Here is a 16,182-nt window from a genome sequence, read left to right as displayed (position 1 = left end):
CCGGCACGGCGACACTCGGGCGTCTTCCAGGGTGCTCTATGCGTCCCGGCCTCGTGACGCACGCCGCGCGGCTGCCCGAAACTCGGAGCATGACGCTCACCTATCTGGGCAACAGCCCCTACTGCGCAGCGAACTCGCTGTCGATTCTCTTCGGCGACGAGGGTCCCGGTCCGGCGGTGCTGGAGATCGCCGGCGGCTCGCCGTTCGGCCTCGCCATCCACGGCGACGACATCATCTACTTCTCCTCGCCGGCCTGGCGGCCCGAGTTCGGCATCAACAACGCGATGGAGCTGGCCGGCTGGGAGTGCGACCGGATCCACGGTTCGCCGACCGACGCGGTGGCGGTGCTCCGCCAGGCCACCTGGGACAAGCCGGTGCTGGCCGGCCCGGTGGAGATGGGCCTGCTGCCCTATGTGCCGGGCCTGGGTCAGGCCGTCGGCGCCGACCACAACATCGTGGTCATCGGTGTCGAGGGCGACACGGTGCGGGCGCACGACGTGATCGGGTGGCCGTTCGTCACCGTCGGGGTGGACGCGCTGTTGAAAACCTGGGAAGGCAACACCTTCGCGTACGAGGCCGACGCGTACGCGGTGCGGTTCAACTTCCGGCGGGTCCGCGAGGTCGACCGGGAGACGGTGCTGCGGGCGGCCATGCACACCGCGGTCGACCTGCTCTCCGCGCCGGGCATCCCGGAGGCGGCCGAGCGGGCGGCGCAACTGGTCGAGGGGGACCTGAAGTCGATGCAGTACAAGTACCTCGTCGAGTTCCAGGTGCAGGCGGGCGCGCGGCGGCTGGCCGACGCCGCGATGCTCTACCGTCGACTGGGCAGCCACGGCCCGGCCGAGATCCTGGAACGCCAGGCGCTGCTGGTGGGTTCGCTGCAACTCGACCTGATGACCCAGGAGTACGGCCGTGCGGCGGCGACCTTCCGCGCGCTCGGGCCCACCTACGCCGAGCTGCGGCAGGCCTTCGTCGAGGCGATCGATGACCAGCCCGGCCCGGCCACCTGAGTAACACCAGCAAATCGGTCGGGGTCGAGGATCCCGGCGTTTCCGTAGCGTGCCAAGGCGGCACTGATCAAGGAGTCAACATGTCGAACGGCGAGAAGATCATCGAAGCGAACGGGGTCGACCTGTGTGTGCAGACCTTCGGCAAGCCCGATGATCCGGCCATCCTGCTCATCCATGGTGCCTCGGCATCCATGCTCTGGTGGGAGGCGGAGCTCTGCGAGCGGCTCGCCGCCGCCGGTCGGTACGTGATCCGGTTCGACAACCGCGACACGGGGCACTCGACGAACTACCCGCCCGGCCGCCCGGAGTACTCGCTGCCCGACATGGCCACCGACGCCATCGGCATCCTGGACGCGCTCGGCGTCGACCGTGCCCACCTGGTGGGCCGGTCGATGGCCGGAGCGATCGCCCTGGTCGCCGCAGACCGGTACGCCGACCGGGTCGCCTCCCTGACCCTCGTCTCGACCACCACCGGCGACCACGACCTGCCGCCGATGTCGTCCGACTTCATCGAGTACACCAGCTCCGGCGGCCCGAACCCGGAGGACCACGAGGCGGTTGTCGAGTTCATCGTCGGTCTCCAGCAGCGCTACTCCGGCCCGTCGGTCTACTTCGACGAGAACGCCGCCCGCGCCCTCGCCGAGGCCGACGTCGACCGCACCGACAACGTGGCGGCGTGCCTGGTGAACCACTTCGTCATCGACACCGGCAGCCGCATCGACTTCGGCAGCGTCGCCAAGCCGACCCTGGTCGTGCACGGCGAGCTGGACCCGATCTTCCCCGTCGAGCACGGCCAGGCCCTGCAGAAGGCGATCCCCGGGGCGAACCTGCTGGTGCTGGAGAAGGCCGGCCACGAGGTGCCGCCGCAGACCTGGGACGTGTTCGTCGCGGCGCTCGTGGAGCACACCGCCGGCTGACCGGCGTCACCAGCAGCGCGGGCCCCGGGAGTCCTCCCGGGGCCCGTCGCCGTCACCCCGTGCGTAGCAGCGCAATCCGGAAGTGGATCCGGCCGGTCCGACGGCGGGATGCTGAGGCCCGATCCGGCACGCACGGAAGGAGCATCACGTGACACGCCCACTTGGACGGAACTTTCTGCTCTTCAGCGGGCTGCTCCTGCTGGCCGGGAGCATGCTGCAGATGAACGGCGGCCGGCGGCATCCGGCCATCACCGAGGAGATGGGCACGTTCGGCAGCGACGAGTTCATGCTGTCGTTCGCGAAGCTGATGGTGAACGAGAAGGACTGGCAGCTCTACCACGAGCAGATGCTCGCCGGGCCCCTGCTGTGGGCCATCGGGTGCTGGGCGGTCATCCTGCTGGCCCGACAGGTCGGCGACAGCCGCTGGACCCCGATGGGTTTCATCGCGCTGGCAATGGGCGCGGTGCTGTGGGTGCTGACCTACATGTACGACGGCTGGGTGTCACCCGAGACCGCCAAGGCACTGCTCGCCGCCCAGGGCGACGAGACACTGGCGGCGGCGATCACCCAGACCTACGCGTCGGGGCAGTGGTTCACCATCCGGGTCGGCATCTACTCCTGGCTGCTCGTCGCCTTCGGCACGGCCCTGCTCTCGATCGGCGTGATCAACCTCGCCCGAAGCTACTCGCGCGGCATCGGCAAACCGCTGGCCTGGTTCCTCGGCGGGTTCGGCCTCTTCCTCGGCCTCTGGTCGCTGGTCGGCTGGCTCAGCGGAAACTACTACCCCGGACCGATGGTGAGTCTCTGGTGGCTGCCGGCCAACATCGCCACGCAGTTCTGGTTCACCGGCCTGTCCATCCTGGTCCTGCTGCACGCCTTCGGTCTGCACCAGCGCGGTGACGCGACCCCGGTGTCGCCGGCACCGACCGAACAACCGGTCGCGGAGCGCGCGTGACGTCGATCCTCGCCGTCGCCAGCTATCTGCCACCGCGCAGCGTCGCGGTGGCAGATCACCTGGCGGAGCTCGGGATCGAGGTCGACGCAGGGCTGTACCAGCAGTACTACGGCTTCGGTCGGATCCGCCGGGACCCACCGGGCAACCTCGCGGAGCAACTGGTGGCGGCGGGGCGGCGGCTGGACCGCCTCGCCACCGACGCGCCGCGGGTGCGGTACCTGGTCCACGCACCGACCATCGCGCACACCGCCCCCTATCCGCACACCCCGCTGTGGCAGGCACGCGCGGAACTGGGCCTGCACCAGGCGCTGCCCTTCACGCTGAGCCAGCACGCGTGTGCCTCGGCGCTGCTCGCGATCGACACCTGCGGTCGCCTGCTCGCCGCCGACGGCGACCCGGACGCCCTCGCGCTGCTGCTCACCGGGGAGAAGACCTTCACCGGCGTGGCCCAGTTCATCGCGGACTCCGCGGTGCTGGGCGAGGGGGTGGCGGCCGTCCTGATCGGTCCGGGCGGCGACCGCGACCGCGTGCTGTCGTACGCCACCCGCACGCTCGGGGAATTCCACGAGGCGCCCGAGCTGAGCCCTCGGCTCCAGGAGGAGTTCCAGGGGCGCTACACCGAGGTGCTGGCCGAGGTCATCCTCGCCGCCACCCGGCAGGCCGGGCTGACCACCGCCGACATCACCCTCGTCCTGCCGCACAACGTCAACCGGATCTCCTGGTGGCGGGTGCTGACCCGGGCGGGACTGCCGAAGAGCCGGCTCTTCCTGGACAACCAGGCCGAGCTGGGCCACTGCTTCGGCGCCGACCCCTTCCTCGGCTACCAGGCGGCGCTCGCCTCCGGCCGGCTGCGCCCGGGTGACCACTACGTACTGACCGCCGCCGGGTTGGGGGCCACGCTGGCGGCGACGGTCGTCCGGCACTGACCAAGGAAGGCCCCGGATGATCAGGACAGCACCGTGTACGTGACCGGGCCGCCGACGGCGGGACCCGGCGGCCCGGACGAGCGTTTCCCGCTGCCGCTGGCCGGGGTCGTCACCCGCTCGTACCCCCAGGGGCGGCCGTTTCGCGCGCCGGGCGTACGGATCCTCACCGACCTGGGCGTCGCCCACGGGCTCACCGTCGACGTCGCCGACTACCAACGACGCACCCGGAGCACCTATACCGAGATGGTGGCCGACCTGGCCGGCGAGCTCGCCTCCGCCGACCGGCCGATCGGGCTCGTGGTGCTGGCCCACGGCACGCCGGACGCCGAGACCCAGTGGCCGTCCTGCTGGCTCGCGGCGGCCTTGCCGGGGGAGCCGCTGAGCTTCGCGGTGGCCGACCACGGGATCGTCACCCCGTTCCTGGCCCTGCGGGTGGCCGCGGCGTACGTCGGGTCGCACGACCTGTCCCGGGCGGCGGTGGTGGTCCTGGAGCAGACGGCGCTGTTACGCGATCCGGCTGCCGGCGAGGCGCCGGAACCGACCGAGAACCGCGCCACCGCGTTGATCTTCGACCGGGCCGGGGACCTGGGCGAGCTGCGGGTGCAGCTGCGCACCGGGGTCTGCACCGAATCCGCCACCGGGCTGGTCCGGGCGCGACTGGCCAACGGTGACCCCGGCGAGGCGCTGGTGGTCGGCGGCGCGTTGGCGCGGGGCGTACCGGTTTCGGCCGCCGGGGCGGGCAGGGCCGTGGCCGCCCCGGCCGGGCTGCCGTGCACCGGACCGTGGACCGCCTTCGCCGCCGGGGTGGCCGGCTGGCGCCGCGCCGCCGTCGACCGGGTCCGCCTGGTCGATCACGAGCCTCGGCTCGACACGGTGGGCGAGTGTGTCGTTGACCTGGCCCGGCCGCAACAGGTTCGGCACGCATAGACAAGCGCATGTTCGAAGAGGACCGGGATATCCGGCCGTTGCCACCATGTCGGTCAGCCCACTCATGTGAGGAGAAGGGTGTGACGATCACTCCCAACAAGCTCGCCCAGCCCACCATTGCGGGCGGGGCCACCGCGGCCGAACTGGCCGACCTGGACCGCCGCCACCTGATCCGCTCCATGCCCAACGGTGCTGTCACCGAGCGCGTCGTCATCGTCCGCGGCGAAGGCTGCACGGTGTGGGACGCCGACGACAACGAGCTGCTCGACGCCGCGGGCGGCGGGGTCTGGCACTCACCGATCGGCCACGGCCGACGGGACATGGCCGAGATCGCCGCCGCGCAGATGTCCCGGATCGAGTTCTTCACCAGCCTGTACGAGTTCAGCAACGATCAGGCGATCCGGCTCGCCGCCCGGCTGGCCCAGCTGGCACCCGAGGGCATCGAACGGGTCGCCTTCAGCAGCGGCGGCTCGGAGGCGGTGGAGACCGCCATCAAGGCGGCCCGGCTGTACCACCACCGGCGGGGCGAGCCCGACCGCACCTGGATCCTGGCCCGGCACTACGCCTTCCACGGCGCCACCTACGGCAGCGGTACGGCGACCGGTTTCCCGCCCATGCAGTTCGGTGTCGGGCCGAACCTGCCGCACGTGGAGAAGCTGTCGCCGCCCTACCTCTACCGGGCCGACCAGCTCTACCCGGATCAGGACCCGACCGACTTCCTGATCGCCGAGCTGGAGGAGACCATCGCCCGGATCGGCGCCGGCAACATCGCCGCGATGCTCGGCGAGCCGGTGATGGCGGGTGCGGGTGTGCTGGCGCCGCCGGCCGACTACTGGCCACGGGTGCGTGAGGTGCTGAGCCGGCACGGCATCCTGCTCATCGCCGACGAGGTGGTCACCGCCCCCGGCCGGCTGGGTGAGTGGTTCATGTCGGACAAGCTCGGCATGCAGCCCGACATGATCACCATGGCCAAGGGGATCGCCGGCGGTTACGCGCCGCTCGGGGCCACCCTGATGCGCGACGAGATCGCCGACGCGCTGCTGCGCGACGGCGGCTTCTTCCACGGCTACACCTTCCAGGGCCACCCGGTGGCGTGCGCGCTGGGCCTGGCCACGCTGGACATCATCGAGCGGGAGGACCTGCTGGGCAACGCCCGTCGCATCGCCGGCTGGCTGCGTTCCGGGCTGGCACCGGCGGTGGACCTGCCGGTCGTCGGTGACCTGCGGGTGGAGGGCACGCTGGCGGCGCTGGAGCTGATCAGCGAGCCGGTGCACCGTACGCCGATGGGCTGGGACCAGGTCATCGCGGTCGCCTTCGAGGTCCGTCGGGCGCACGGTGTGATCGTCCGGCCGTACGGCTCCAACCTCGTCCTGGCCCCGCCCCTGGTGCTCACGGAGGCGGAGGCCCGCCGGGCGACCGCCGCCACGGTGGAGGTCCTGCGTCGGCTGCACCCCGACGGCACGCTCGCCCCGTGCTGACGCGAGCCCACCCACCGAATCGACCGATGGAGGACGCCGTGACCCTGGCCACCGCACCCACGCATGCGGAACTGGTCCGCCGGACCGCTGAACTCGTTCCCCTGCTGCGTCAGCACGCGCCGTGGGCCGAGGAGCATCGCCGGCTGCACGAGGAGACAATCGAGGCGATGGCCGCCGCCGGGCTGTACCGGATGCGGGTGCCGGCCCGCTACGGCGGCTTCGAGTCGAGCGCCGAGACCCTGGTGGAGGTGGCGGCGGAGCTGGCGCGCGGCGACGGCGCGGCGTCCTGGACCGCCTCGGTCTGGTGGATCCCCACCTGGATGGTGGGTCTGTTCCCCGACGAGGTGCAGGACGAGGTGTTCGCCACCCCGGACGTGCGGATCTGCGGGACGTTGAGCCCGAGCGGGATGGCCGCACCCACCGATGGGGGCCTCACGCTCAACGGCCGGTGGCAGTTCATCAGTGGCGCCTGGCACAGCCACTGGCAGGAGATCATCGCGATGTCGCCGACACCGGACGGCGGCATGCAGCCGCTGATGATGCTGGTGCCGATGTCCGACCTGCAGATCGTCGACGACTGGCACACCTCGGGCATGCGCGGCTCGGGCAGCGTGAGCACCGTGGCCCAGGACGTCTTCGTGCCCCAGCACCGGGTGATGCCGCTGGGCGCGATCCTGCAGGGCCAGTACGCCTCGAAGGCCAACGCGGACTCGCCGATGTTCCGGGCGCCGCTGCTCGGCGTCGCCAACGCCTCCTCGGTCGGCACCGTGATCGGTCTGGCCCGGGGCGCGATCGAGCTGTTCCTCGAACGGCTTCCCGGACGGAAGATCACCTACACCGGGTACGAGAGCCAGGCCGAGGCGCCGATCACCCACCTGCAGATCGCCGAAGCGGTGATGAAGAAGGACGAGGCCGAGTTCCACGGCCACCGCATCGCCACGTTCGTCAACGAGCGGGGGCGCACCGGCGAACCGTGGACGGTGCTGGACCGGGCCCGCTCCCGGGCCGACGTCGGCTCGGTGTGCCGCCTGGGCCGAGAGGTGGTCGACCTGCTCAACCAGGCCAGCGGCGGCTCCTCGATCTACCTCGACGTGCCGATCCAGCGGATGGCTCGGGACATGCACGCCGTCACCATGCACGCGCTGCACTATCCGCCCACCAACATGGAGCTGTACGGCAGAGTCCTGTGTGGACTGTCGCCGAACACGCTCTACATCTAGAGCTGGAGGACACCATGTACGACTATGTGGTGGTCGGTGCGGGCTCGGCCGGCTGCGTCATCGCGAACCGGCTGACCGAGGATCCCGACGTCACGGTCTGCCTCATCGAGGCGGGCGGCGACGATTCGGCCCCCAACATCAAGGTGCCGGCCGCGTTCAGCAAACTCTTCCGCACCGAGTACGACTGGGACTACTCCACCCACGACGAGCCGGCTCTGGCCGGTCGCCGGGTGTACCTGCCGCGCGGACGCGGGCTCGGTGGTTCCAGCTCGATCAACGCGATGGTGTACGTGCGGGGCGACCGCACCGACTACGACGGCTGGGGCCAGCCGGGGTGGTCCTACGACGAGTTGCTGCCGTACTTCCTGCGCTCCGAGGACAACGAGCGCGGCGCGTCGCCGTACCACGGTGTCGGTGGCCCGTTGCGGATCTCCGACGGCCGGTCCCGCAACGTCAGCTGTGGTGCGTTCATCGAAGCCGCCACCGAGGCGGGCTACGCCGCCAACGACGACTTCAACGGCCCGCAGCGGGAGGGCTTCGGCTTCTTCCAGGTCACCCAGCGCGACGGGCGCCGGTGGAGCACCGCCGACGCCTTCCTGCGGCCCGCGCTGGACCGGCCCAACCTGGTGGTCGAGACGAATCTCCAGGTGCACCGGGTGCTGATCTCCGGCGGGCGGGCCACCGGGGTGACCGGGCGACGGCACGGCGCCGAGGTGACCATCGAGGCCGGGCGCGAGGTGATCCTGGCCGCCGGGGCGTACAACTCGCCACATCTGCTGATGCACTCCGGGATCGGGCCGGCCGACCTGCTGCGGGCGTTGGGCATCGAGGTCGTCCTCGACCAGCCGGAGGTCGGGCAGAACCTCCAGGACCACGTGCTGATCCCGCTGAACTACGTGCACTCCCAGCCGGTGAGCCTGCTGGTGTCGGGTGCGCCGGAGAACGTGCAGCTGTTCATGGAACAGGGGCAGGGGCCGCTGTGCTCCAACGGCCCGGAGGCGGGCGGCTTCGTGCGTACCCGTGCCGACCTGCCCGGACCGGATGTGGAGTTCTTCGCCGCGCCGATCATGTTCGTGGACAGCGGCCTCGCGCCGCCCACCGCGCACGCGTTGTCCTGCGGCCCGGTGCTGCTCACCCCGGCGAGTCGGGGAGCGGTGACGGTGGCCTCGGACGACCCGACCGCGAAGCCCCGCATCCAGCACAACTACCTCACCGATCCGGCGGACGTCGAAACCGCGGTCGCGGCGGTCCGGATCGGCATGGAGATCGCCCGGCAGCCGGCGATGCGACCGTACGCCGAGTCGTTGGACCGGGCGCCGGCCTCGGAGTCGGACCGCGACCTGGCCGACTACGCCCGCCGGTACGCGCACTCGATCTTCCACGCCGCGGGCAGCTGCGCCCTGGGCCGGGTCGTCGACCCGCAACTGCGCGTGCTCGGCATCGACGGGCTGCGGGTGGCGGACGCCTCGGTGCTGCCGACGGTCACTCGGGGCAACCCGCACGCGTCGGTGATCATGGTGGGGGAGAAGGCGGCCGACCTGATCCGGGGCGGCGCCACGGTGCCGGTACCGGCGACGGCGGCGGCCGCCGGCTGACCCCGGTCGCCCCACACGTGAGCGGTCACCCCCGAGGGATGACCGCTCACGTCGTGGTGGGTACGCCGCTCAGTCGACGCGGACCCGCGGCACGTACCGGATCCACCGGCCGCCACGGTCGCGGAACGCCTTCTCCTTCGCCATGATCTCCTCGGCGTGGTTCCAGGCGAACAGCAGTGCGTAGTCCGGCCGGGCCGCCTCGAACTCCGCCGGCGGTAGCACCGGAATGTGTGACCCGGGAACCAGCAGGCCCTGCTTGGCCGGGGTCGAGTCACAGGTGAACGGCAGCAGGTCGGGACCGATGCCGCAGTACGTCGTCACGGTCGCGGTCTTGCCCGGCGCGCCGTAGCCCACCACCGTGCGACCCTCGGCGCGCAGCCCGCGCAGCAGGTCCACCAGATCCTCGCGGATCTGCGCGACCGCGCGGGCGAACCGGGCGAGGGTGTCCCGCTCGATCAACCCGCTGCTCTGCTCCCGGGCCAGCATGTCCGCCACGGCGGGCCGGATCGGACGCCGACCGGGCCGCGCCAGGGTGTAGCGGATCTCGCCGCCGTGCAGCGGGACGTCTTCGACGTCGACGAGCTCGAACCCGAAGGTACGCGCCATCGCCCGCACCGAGTGCGCGGTGAAGTAGTAGACGTGCTCGTCGTAGATCTGGTCGAAGGCCATGCCGTGCACGATGGTGCCCAGGTACGGCTCCACCATGACGAAGACGCCGTCCGGCGCCAGCAGGGTGTCCACGCCGCGGAACAGCGCGTCCTGGTAGGCGATGTGGCAGATGGTGTTGGCGCCGTAGATGACGTCGGCCCCGCGCCCGGTGCGAATCTCGGCCGCGGTGACGTCGTCGAAGAAGCTGTTGCGGACGGTGACCCCCTTGGCCTCGGCCAGGGCCGCCACGGAGGCCGCCGGTTCGACACCCAGATGGCGTACGCCGGCCTGGGCGATGTGCTCCAGCAGCACCCCGTCGTTGCAGCCGATCTCCACGATGAACGGGTCCGGCCCGGTCAGTTCGGTCTCCAGCAGGCGTCGGGCCTCGCCGGCGAAGAACTTGCGGTGCAGCGCGGAACCGGAGGCCAGGTAGCGGTACGCGGGGTGGTAGCGCACCTCCTGCGGCACGTCTTCCATGAGCTGCACCATCGTGCACGTGTCGCAGGCGCCGATCGCCAGGCGGAACAGGTATTCCTGCGGCGCCTCCTCGGGACTCAGGAACCGGTTGGCCGACGGCTGCCGGCCCAGGTCGAGGAGTTCTCCCACGGCGCCGCCGCAGATCCGGCATGAAGTCATGCGGGCAGCGTAGGGAGCCCTCCGGCGAGGGGCTTCTTCGACGTTGCGGAACGGCTCGGCTGCGCAAAACCGAAGATGTGACGCCGTGGTCCTCGCGTGAGGATGTCGCTACCACCGACGAGGGGACCTTATGATCAACATCTTTCAGCCGTCGCTGGGCGAGGCCGAACTCGCGGCGGTCGCCGAGGTCTTCGCGACCAACTGGATCGGCAAGGGTGCTCGCGTCGACGGGTTCGAGACGGCCTTCGCCCAGCACATCGGGGTGCCGCGCCCGTTGGTGACCTCCTTCAACTCCTGCACCGCGGCCACTTTCACCGCCGTCGAGCTGGCCGGGATCGGCCCGGGTGACGAGGTGATCATTCCGACGGTGTGCTTCGTCGGCGTGGCCAACGCGGTGGCGGCGGCCGGTGCCCGACCGGTCTTCTGCGACGTGGCCACGCGCACCCTCAACCCGTCGGTCGCCGACCTGGACGCCGTACGCACCGAGCGCACCCGGGCGGTGATCGTGCTGCACTACGGCGGCCACCCCGGCGACATCGTGGCGATCGCGGACTGGTGCCGGGACAACGGGATCCTGCTCATCGAGGACGCGGCGATCGCCATCGCCTCCCGGGTGGACGGACGAGCCTGCGGCACCTTCGGTGACATGGCGGCGTGGAGCTTCGACCACGGCAAGATCGTGGTGACGGTGGACGGTGGAATGCTCTACGTGCGCGACCCCGAGCTGGCCGAGCGCGCCCCCACGCTCGCCTACCTCGGCCTCGAACAGTCCAGCGGCTACGACTCGGCGCTGCGGCAGCGTACCCGGTGGTGGGACTTCGAGGTCTCCTCGTTCTCCGGCCGGTCGGTGACAAACGACGTGCTCGCCGCCATCGGCGCCGTGCAGCTGCGCCGCCTGCCCGAGTTCATCGCCCGGCGACGGGAGATCGCGGCGCACTACGACGAGGCGTTGGCCAACGTCGGGGGAGTGGCCTGCCCACCGCCGCTGCCCGCCGGACACGAGACGTCGTACTACATGTACTGGATCCAGTTCGACGGCGACATCCGCGACGAGATCGCCCGGGACCTCTACGAGGAGGGCATCTACACCTCCTTCCGGTACCCGCCGCTGCACCGGGTCAAGGCGTACGGTTCGGACGCCCGGCTGCCGTGCGCCGAGGAGGCGGCCGAGCGGACCCTGCTGCTGCCGATCCACCAGGCGCTCACCGACGCCGAGGTCGAGCGGGTCGCCGAGACGGTGCGCCGACGCGTCCAGGTCCGGTCGGCCCGCTGATGCGCGTACGCGAACGCACCGGCCTGCTCGACGTTCCCGGCGCCCAGCTGTACCACGAGGTGCGCGGCGAGGGTCCCGGCCTGGTGATCGTGCCCACCGGCAACGGTGACGCCACCCCCATGCGCCCGCTGGCGACCAGCCTCGCCGATCAGGGCTTCACTGTCGTCACCTACGACCGGCGCGGCTTCTCCCGCAGCCCCATCGACCTGCCGTTCGACGTCGATCGGCGGCCCGACGACGACGCCGACGACATCGGCCGGCTGATCGAGCACCTGGATCTGGCCGGGGCGCACGTCTTCGGCGGCAGCTCCGGCGCCATCGTGGCACTGGGCACCCTTCAGCGGGTGCCGGAGCAGGTCGGCACCGTCGTCGCGCACGAGCCACCGCTGGCCACCGCCCTGCCCGACGCCGAGGAGTGGCTCGCCTTCTACACCGACCTGTACGACAGGTACCGCCGCGAGGGCGCCGCCGCAGCCCAACGACACTTCCGCGCCACCATGGGCATGACCGCCTCGACCCGGCCGCCGCCCGAGGTGGAACTGCCCGGACCACAGCTCGCCGAGCTGCTCGACCGGCTGCGCCGAAACCAGGACTTCTGGTTCGAGTACGAGATCCGCACCTATCCGTCGGTCGTCTGCGACCTGAAGGTGCTGCGGGCGAATGCGAGCCGGTTGGTGCTGGCCGGCGGCACCGACTCGCGGTCGACCTGGCCGTACCGTCCGGGCCTGGCGTTGGCGGAGCAGCTCGACGCGTCGATCACCCATTTCCCGGGTGGCCACGTCGGCTACGTGACCCACCCGTTCGCCTTCGCCGACCGGCTCGCGGAGGTCCTGGCGGGAGCACGCTGAGAGATGAGGCAGGCATCGGTCCTTCCTAGGCTTGCCGTGGGCGTGTCCGGCAGGCAAGGAGGACCGTTATGGCCACGGCGTCCCCGGGTTCGACACCGCGCGAGGACCTCCTCCGGCCGGTGGAGGCGGCGACGTGACGGCCCGCCCCGGCCGGCTGCGTGCTGCGCTGCTCACCGTGTTCGTCGCCGCGGCGCTCGCCGCGACCCCCGGTGTCGGGCTGGCCGCCGGTGACCTGACCGCCACCGATCCGCCCGACGGCGCCGCGCTGGACGCGCCGCCGTCGGCGGTGACGCTTACCTTCTCCCGCCGACCGGACGTGGACGAGTCACACGTGTCGGTGCGCAACGACGCAGGTCAGGACCGCACCGCCGGCGCCCTTGCCGGAGACGACGGGAACAGCCTGCGGATGCCGGTGGCGCTGAAGCCGGGCGGCGACTACACCATCGCCTTCCACGTGGTCTTCGCCGACGGCAGCGACCTGACCGGCATCAAGCGGTTCAGCGTCGGCACCGGGGCGCCGCCCGCACCGTTGAGCGCCGAGGTGGCCCAGCGGACCCGCGAGTCGGTGCAGCAGCGGCACTCCGGCCACGGCCCCGACTGGATCAGGTCGAGCATGCTGATGCTGAACGGGCTGGTCCTCGTCGGCGTGGTGGTGCTGCTCGTCGTGCGCCGCCCCAGGAAGACGACGACGGGGGCCCGCTGGGTGTTGCGTGAGCCCGAGGACGAGTCCGACACTCGCGGTTAGGGCCGGTGTCGACGTCCTCGGCCCAGTGCCGGGCAGGCCCAGCGCCAGAGCGAGATCAGGGCCCGAACGCTTGTGCGTTCGGGCCCTGACCGTTGGTGCCTCAGCTCAGCGGTGCCATCAGCGCCGCGGCGCTCTCGGCACTGAGCATCGTGCTCTGCGGCGACGTGCGCAGCCGGGCGATGTTGCCCTTGCCCGCGACCAACGCGTAGTTGCCGTTGGCGGCGATCATCGTGGCCGGCTTCTCCGCCGAGAGCTCGAGATCAGTGATCCCCTTCATATTCCCCTCCTCTCTGTCCTGTCAGCGAGCGTCCGGTAGTGGTATTCACTCCGTACCGCTCGCAGGAAATCCCGCTGATCGACGAAGCCGAGGGGCCGCCAGTGGCTCTCCAGCGACTGCGGCATCGGCCGGCCGATCATGTCGAAGTACCACCGCAGCTGCTGCAGGGTGGTGTCGCCGTCCGCGGTGGGTCCGGACCCGTCCAGGCCGTGCTCGGTCAGGGCCCTGCGCTTGGCGGCGATGTGCTGGCACAGCGGGGCGTACTCGCCGTCGATGCGCAGCACGTCGAGCACGGCGAGCGGCATCATCTCGCTCAGCTGCTCCATGGTCTCCTCGACCTGCTGCTCGATACCGACGAGCGTGCCGAAGTGGTTGACGTCGATACCGTTGGTGTCCAGCCACGCCTGGGTCTCCGCGGTGCCGGTCAACCCGTGCAGCCGGCGGAACCGGGCCGCCGCCGCCGGCAGATCGGCGGGCGGCTCCGGGTGCGCCGCGTCGACGGTGGCCCGCAGCGCGGCCCGTTCCCAGACCGTGCGATAGCGGACCGGGTCCAGGCGCAGCTCGTCCAGGATCTCCAGGGCCGTGACCGAGGCCGGGTCCCCGTCGTCCGTGTTCGCCGCCGCGCCCGCCACCCCACCCAGCTCGCCCGCGGTCTGGCGGGCCTGCTCGAAGAAGGCGGTGTGCTCGAAGGTGAAGTTCGCCGGGGGGACGTCGGCACCGCGTTCCTGCGCCATCAGCCGAAGCATGGCCTCGGCGTCGCGCGCCTTGCGGTCGACGCGATTACCGGGCAGCCATGCCCGCAGGGCGGCCAACTCGTCGGCGGGCAGACCGGCCGCCTCGCCGGCGGCCAGCAACTGCGGATAGCTGCGACCCAGGTAGTACGTCTGTTTGGCCAGCTGCACCAGATCCGTGGCGGTCCGCTCGGCGACGATCCCGGCGTTGGCCGCCGCCGCCAGGGTGGCCCGTACGTTCACCATGGCCTCGTTGACCGGCCGGTACCCGTCGTCGGCGTCGGCGTGCGCGACGGCGACCTCGTCGTCGTCGTTGAGGCTGCCCTCGTGGTACGCCGTGAAGATCTCACCGACGCCCCGCATCCCGAAGGCGGCCAGCTCCGCGGCGCGGAGGGCACCCATGCTGGCGCTGCCGTAGACCGGGATGCCGCGGCTGATGGCCCAGAGGATCTCCTTGTGCCAGACCGCCGGCACGTCGTGGAACCGGCCGTCGATGATGCCGATGGCGCTGGGCCGGCGCGCGACCGACCGCAGTACGTCGCCCTGGCTGACCGGCGGGAGGAAGGTCGCCTCCGGTAGCAGCTCCTGGGCACGCTCGCGCGGCAGCGTGGGGCCCAGGAAGACGTGGATCGTCATGCTCCGGCCTCCCGCAGTCGGCGGGCCCGCGGGCCCGGGTGGTAGGTGTCCGGCGTCGGGGCGTGCTCGGCGCCGGGCAGCATCACCCGGACGACGGAGATGCCGAGCTGCTCACCGCCGAGCGGCACCTGGATGGCTTCGGTGATGCCGGCCTGCCGCAACGCCGCCAGCTCGTGCTCGATGTCCTCCTGGAAGGAGCCGTTGTCCCGGGTCGGCACGTCGGTGAAGTGGCGCGGGGCGTTCCCGGCGGCGCACGTACGCCAGGCCGCCTCGCGGTTGTCCAGGTCGTTCGCCCGTGCGTAGAGGGAGCGGTAGAAGTCGTCGCGGGAGCCGGCGATCACCGTCAGCCGGCTCTGCACCGCCTCGGTCAGCGCCCGCAGCAGTGCGATCTCGCGCCGGGGGTGACAGCCCTGCCCCTGCGCCACGGCGACCCGGCTGATCGACACCCGGGGATCCTCGGCGATGTCGACGGTGAAGCAGGGCAGGCCGATGTCGGTGGTCATGTCCCAGCAGGCGGCGGCGACCCCGGCGGCGGCGAGCGTGTCGAGCACGTACCGGCAGGCCGGATCATCCACGGTGTCCGGATCGACGCGCAACTCGTCCTGCCGCTGTTTGGGAGTGGCCAACCAGAGCGCCTCGGCGTCGCGTTCGATCACCTCGCAGATGGCGTGGCTCGTCGCTTCGAGCAGGTGGTTGCCGGAGGCGAGACCGTTCGACGTCACCGCGAACGGCGACTGACCGGCCTGGGAGGCGCCCGTGTAGTCGTTGTGCACCAGGTCGAAGGGGAGCCAGACGGGCTCTCCGCTCATCAGGTCGGTGCCCTCGATCCAGAGCAGTCGACGGTCCCGGCGCAGCGGCTCCCCGGCGGCGGTGATCAGGAACGAGGTGTCCACGAGCCGGCGGTGCCGGGCCAGTTCGTCCCACGAGCCCAGCAGCAGGGGAGCCTCGATCCGTTCGGCGTGGTACGCCTCGATCGACTCCATCACCGCAGACACCCGGGCGGCGTCCACGCTGAGACCCTTGCCCTGGGCGACGGTGAGGCCGCGGGAGTTCGGGCGGACGGCCATGAAGACCGGAACGCCGATGTGGTCCAGACCGGTGACGTCGGCGACCCGGGTGATGCCCATCTCGGGGAGCCGGGGGAGGACCCGTTGCCACGTCTCGGCCGGCGCGATCGCCCGGTCCGTACCGTCGCGGTACGTCTTGTCCGTACCGGCTTCCACTGCCGTGCTCAGCACAACCACCCCCGAAGACGTCGACGCGTCCGGTCCGAGGCCGGGCCCGCGGTACATCGATGACCATCCTGTTGGGCCAGGTCGGAGGGCCGCACCTTCGAGGTTGCTGTGCTACCGGCCACAGC

General features: G+C 71.2%; 15 protein-coding genes. 11 read left to right on the top strand and 4 right to left on the bottom strand.

Annotated elements, in window-relative coordinates:
• Positions 1 to 89: 89 nt before the first annotated feature.
• The 8 genes from VAB18032_RS19915 (at position 90) to VAB18032_RS19880 (ending at position 9,028) form a co-directional block, all read left to right on the top strand.
• The gene (locus VAB18032_RS19915; RefSeq protein ID WP_043721367.1) at positions 90 to 1,010 is read left to right on the top strand and encodes a hypothetical protein; all 921 of its coding nucleotides are present in this window, start codon (positions 90 to 92) and stop codon (positions 1,008 to 1,010) included.
• Positions 1,011 to 1,090: 80 nt separating this feature from the next.
• Positions 1,091 to 1,927, top strand: a complete 837-nt coding sequence (locus tag VAB18032_RS19910) for an alpha/beta fold hydrolase (RefSeq protein ID WP_013734700.1) — start codon at positions 1,091 to 1,093, stop codon at positions 1,925 to 1,927.
• Positions 1,928 to 2,075: 148 nt separating this feature from the next.
• The gene (locus VAB18032_RS19905; RefSeq protein WP_013734699.1) at positions 2,076 to 2,882 is read left to right on the top strand and encodes a hypothetical protein; all 807 of its coding nucleotides are present in this window, start codon (positions 2,076 to 2,078) and stop codon (positions 2,880 to 2,882) included.
• Positions 2,879 to 3,808, top strand: a complete 930-nt coding sequence (locus VAB18032_RS19900) for a 3-oxoacyl-[acyl-carrier-protein] synthase III C-terminal domain-containing protein (protein ID WP_013734698.1) — start codon at positions 2,879 to 2,881, stop codon at positions 3,806 to 3,808. Before VAB18032_RS19905 ends, VAB18032_RS19900 begins: the two co-directional genes overlap by 4 nt.
• Positions 3,809 to 3,841: 33 nt before the next feature.
• Positions 3,842 to 4,735, top strand: coding sequence for a hypothetical protein (locus tag VAB18032_RS19895; RefSeq protein ID WP_013734697.1), 894 nt, complete (start codon positions 3,842 to 3,844; stop codon positions 4,733 to 4,735).
• Positions 4,736 to 4,914: 179 nt separating this feature from the next.
• Positions 4,915 to 6,213, top strand: coding sequence for an aminotransferase family protein (locus VAB18032_RS19890; RefSeq protein ID WP_327039829.1), 1,299 nt, complete (start codon positions 4,915 to 4,917; stop codon positions 6,211 to 6,213).
• A 26-nt stretch (positions 6,214 to 6,239) separates the two neighbouring features.
• Positions 6,240 to 7,433 carry an acyl-CoA dehydrogenase family protein gene (locus tag VAB18032_RS19885; protein WP_013734695.1) on the top strand — a complete coding sequence of 398 codons (1,194 nt, stop codon included), beginning with the start codon at positions 6,240 to 6,242 and terminating at the stop codon, positions 7,431 to 7,433.
• 14 nt (positions 7,434 to 7,447) lie between these two features.
• A complete protein-coding gene (locus tag VAB18032_RS19880) occupies positions 7,448 to 9,028 on the top strand; it encodes a GMC family oxidoreductase (RefSeq protein ID WP_013734694.1) in 1,581 nt (526 codons plus the stop codon).
• A gap of 69 nt (positions 9,029 to 9,097) precedes the next feature.
• On the opposite strand, the gene VAB18032_RS19875 is transcribed toward VAB18032_RS19880, so the two are convergent.
• Positions 9,098 to 10,312, bottom strand: a complete 1,215-nt coding sequence (locus tag VAB18032_RS19875; RefSeq protein WP_013734693.1) for a class I SAM-dependent methyltransferase — start codon at positions 10,310 to 10,312, stop codon at positions 9,098 to 9,100.
• Between the two features lie 130 nt (positions 10,313 to 10,442).
• Between VAB18032_RS19875 and VAB18032_RS19870 the strand changes: the two genes are divergently transcribed.
• The 3 genes from VAB18032_RS19870 to VAB18032_RS19860 all read left to right on the top strand — a co-directional run bounded on the left by VAB18032_RS19870 (position 10,443) and on the right by VAB18032_RS19860 (position 13,178).
• Complete coding sequence (locus VAB18032_RS19870) at positions 10,443 to 11,585, top strand: DegT/DnrJ/EryC1/StrS family aminotransferase (RefSeq protein WP_013734692.1); 1,143 nt, start codon at positions 10,443 to 10,445, stop codon at positions 11,583 to 11,585.
• Positions 11,585 to 12,433: an alpha/beta fold hydrolase gene (locus VAB18032_RS19865; protein ID WP_013734691.1), complete on the top strand. Its 849-nt coding sequence runs from the start codon at positions 11,585 to 11,587 to the stop codon at positions 12,431 to 12,433. Before VAB18032_RS19870 ends, VAB18032_RS19865 begins: the two co-directional genes overlap by 1 nt.
• Before the next feature lie 133 nt (positions 12,434 to 12,566).
• Positions 12,567 to 13,178: a copper resistance CopC family protein gene (locus VAB18032_RS19860; protein WP_013734690.1), complete on the top strand. Its 612-nt coding sequence runs from the start codon at positions 12,567 to 12,569 to the stop codon at positions 13,176 to 13,178.
• 100 nt (positions 13,179 to 13,278) lie between these two features.
• On the opposite strand, the gene VAB18032_RS32130 is transcribed toward VAB18032_RS19860, so the two are convergent.
• The 3 genes from VAB18032_RS32130 to VAB18032_RS19850 are packed head-to-tail and all read right to left on the bottom strand — an operon-like array spanning position 13,279 to position 16,060.
• Positions 13,279 to 13,455 carry a hypothetical protein gene (locus VAB18032_RS32130; protein ID WP_013734689.1) on the bottom strand — a complete coding sequence of 59 codons (177 nt, stop codon included), beginning with the start codon at positions 13,453 to 13,455 and terminating at the stop codon, positions 13,279 to 13,281.
• Positions 13,452 to 14,822, bottom strand: coding sequence for a TfuA-like protein (locus tag VAB18032_RS19855; RefSeq protein WP_013734688.1), 1,371 nt, complete (start codon positions 14,820 to 14,822; stop codon positions 13,452 to 13,454). The genes VAB18032_RS32130 and VAB18032_RS19855 overlap by 4 nt, the downstream gene beginning before the upstream one ends.
• Entirely contained in the window at positions 14,819 to 16,060 is a 1,242-nt protein-coding gene (locus tag VAB18032_RS19850; RefSeq protein WP_043721363.1) for a YcaO-like family protein, read from the bottom strand. The genes VAB18032_RS19855 and VAB18032_RS19850 overlap by 4 nt, the downstream gene beginning before the upstream one ends.
• Positions 16,061 to 16,182 lie beyond the last annotated feature (122 nt).

The sequence above is a fragment of the Micromonospora maris AB-18-032 genome, assembly GCF_000204155.1.
GTDB classification, from domain to species: domain Bacteria; phylum Actinomycetota; class Actinomycetes; order Mycobacteriales; family Micromonosporaceae; genus Micromonospora; species Micromonospora gifhornensis.
This window is presented reverse-complemented; position numbering and strand designations above follow the sequence as displayed.

Coding starts and splice junctions, on each gene's coding strand:
- VAB18032_RS19915 (WP_043721367.1), top strand. CDS start 90: ATGACGCTCACCTATCTGGGCAACAGCCCCTACTGCGCAGCGAACTCG.
- VAB18032_RS19910 (WP_013734700.1), top strand. CDS start 1,091: ATGTCGAACGGCGAGAAGATCATCGAAGCGAACGGGGTCGACCTGTGT.
- VAB18032_RS19890 (WP_327039829.1), top strand. CDS start 4,915: ATGCCCAACGGTGCTGTCACCGAGCGCGTCGTCATCGTCCGCGGCGAA.
- VAB18032_RS19885 (WP_013734695.1), top strand. CDS start 6,240: ATGGAGGACGCCGTGACCCTGGCCACCGCACCCACGCATGCGGAACTG.
- VAB18032_RS19880 (WP_013734694.1), top strand. CDS start 7,448: ATGTACGACTATGTGGTGGTCGGTGCGGGCTCGGCCGGCTGCGTCATC.
- VAB18032_RS19875 (WP_013734693.1), bottom strand. CDS start 10,312: ATGACTTCATGCCGGATCTGCGGCGGCGCCGTGGGAGAACTCCTCGAC.
- VAB18032_RS19870 (WP_013734692.1), top strand. CDS start 10,443: ATGATCAACATCTTTCAGCCGTCGCTGGGCGAGGCCGAACTCGCGGCG.
- VAB18032_RS19865 (WP_013734691.1), top strand. CDS start 11,585: ATGCGCGTACGCGAACGCACCGGCCTGCTCGACGTTCCCGGCGCCCAG.
- VAB18032_RS32130 (WP_013734689.1), bottom strand. CDS start 13,455: ATGAAGGGGATCACTGATCTCGAGCTCTCGGCGGAGAAGCCGGCCACG.
- VAB18032_RS19855 (WP_013734688.1), bottom strand. CDS start 14,822: ATGACGATCCACGTCTTCCTGGGCCCCACGCTGCCGCGCGAGCGTGCC.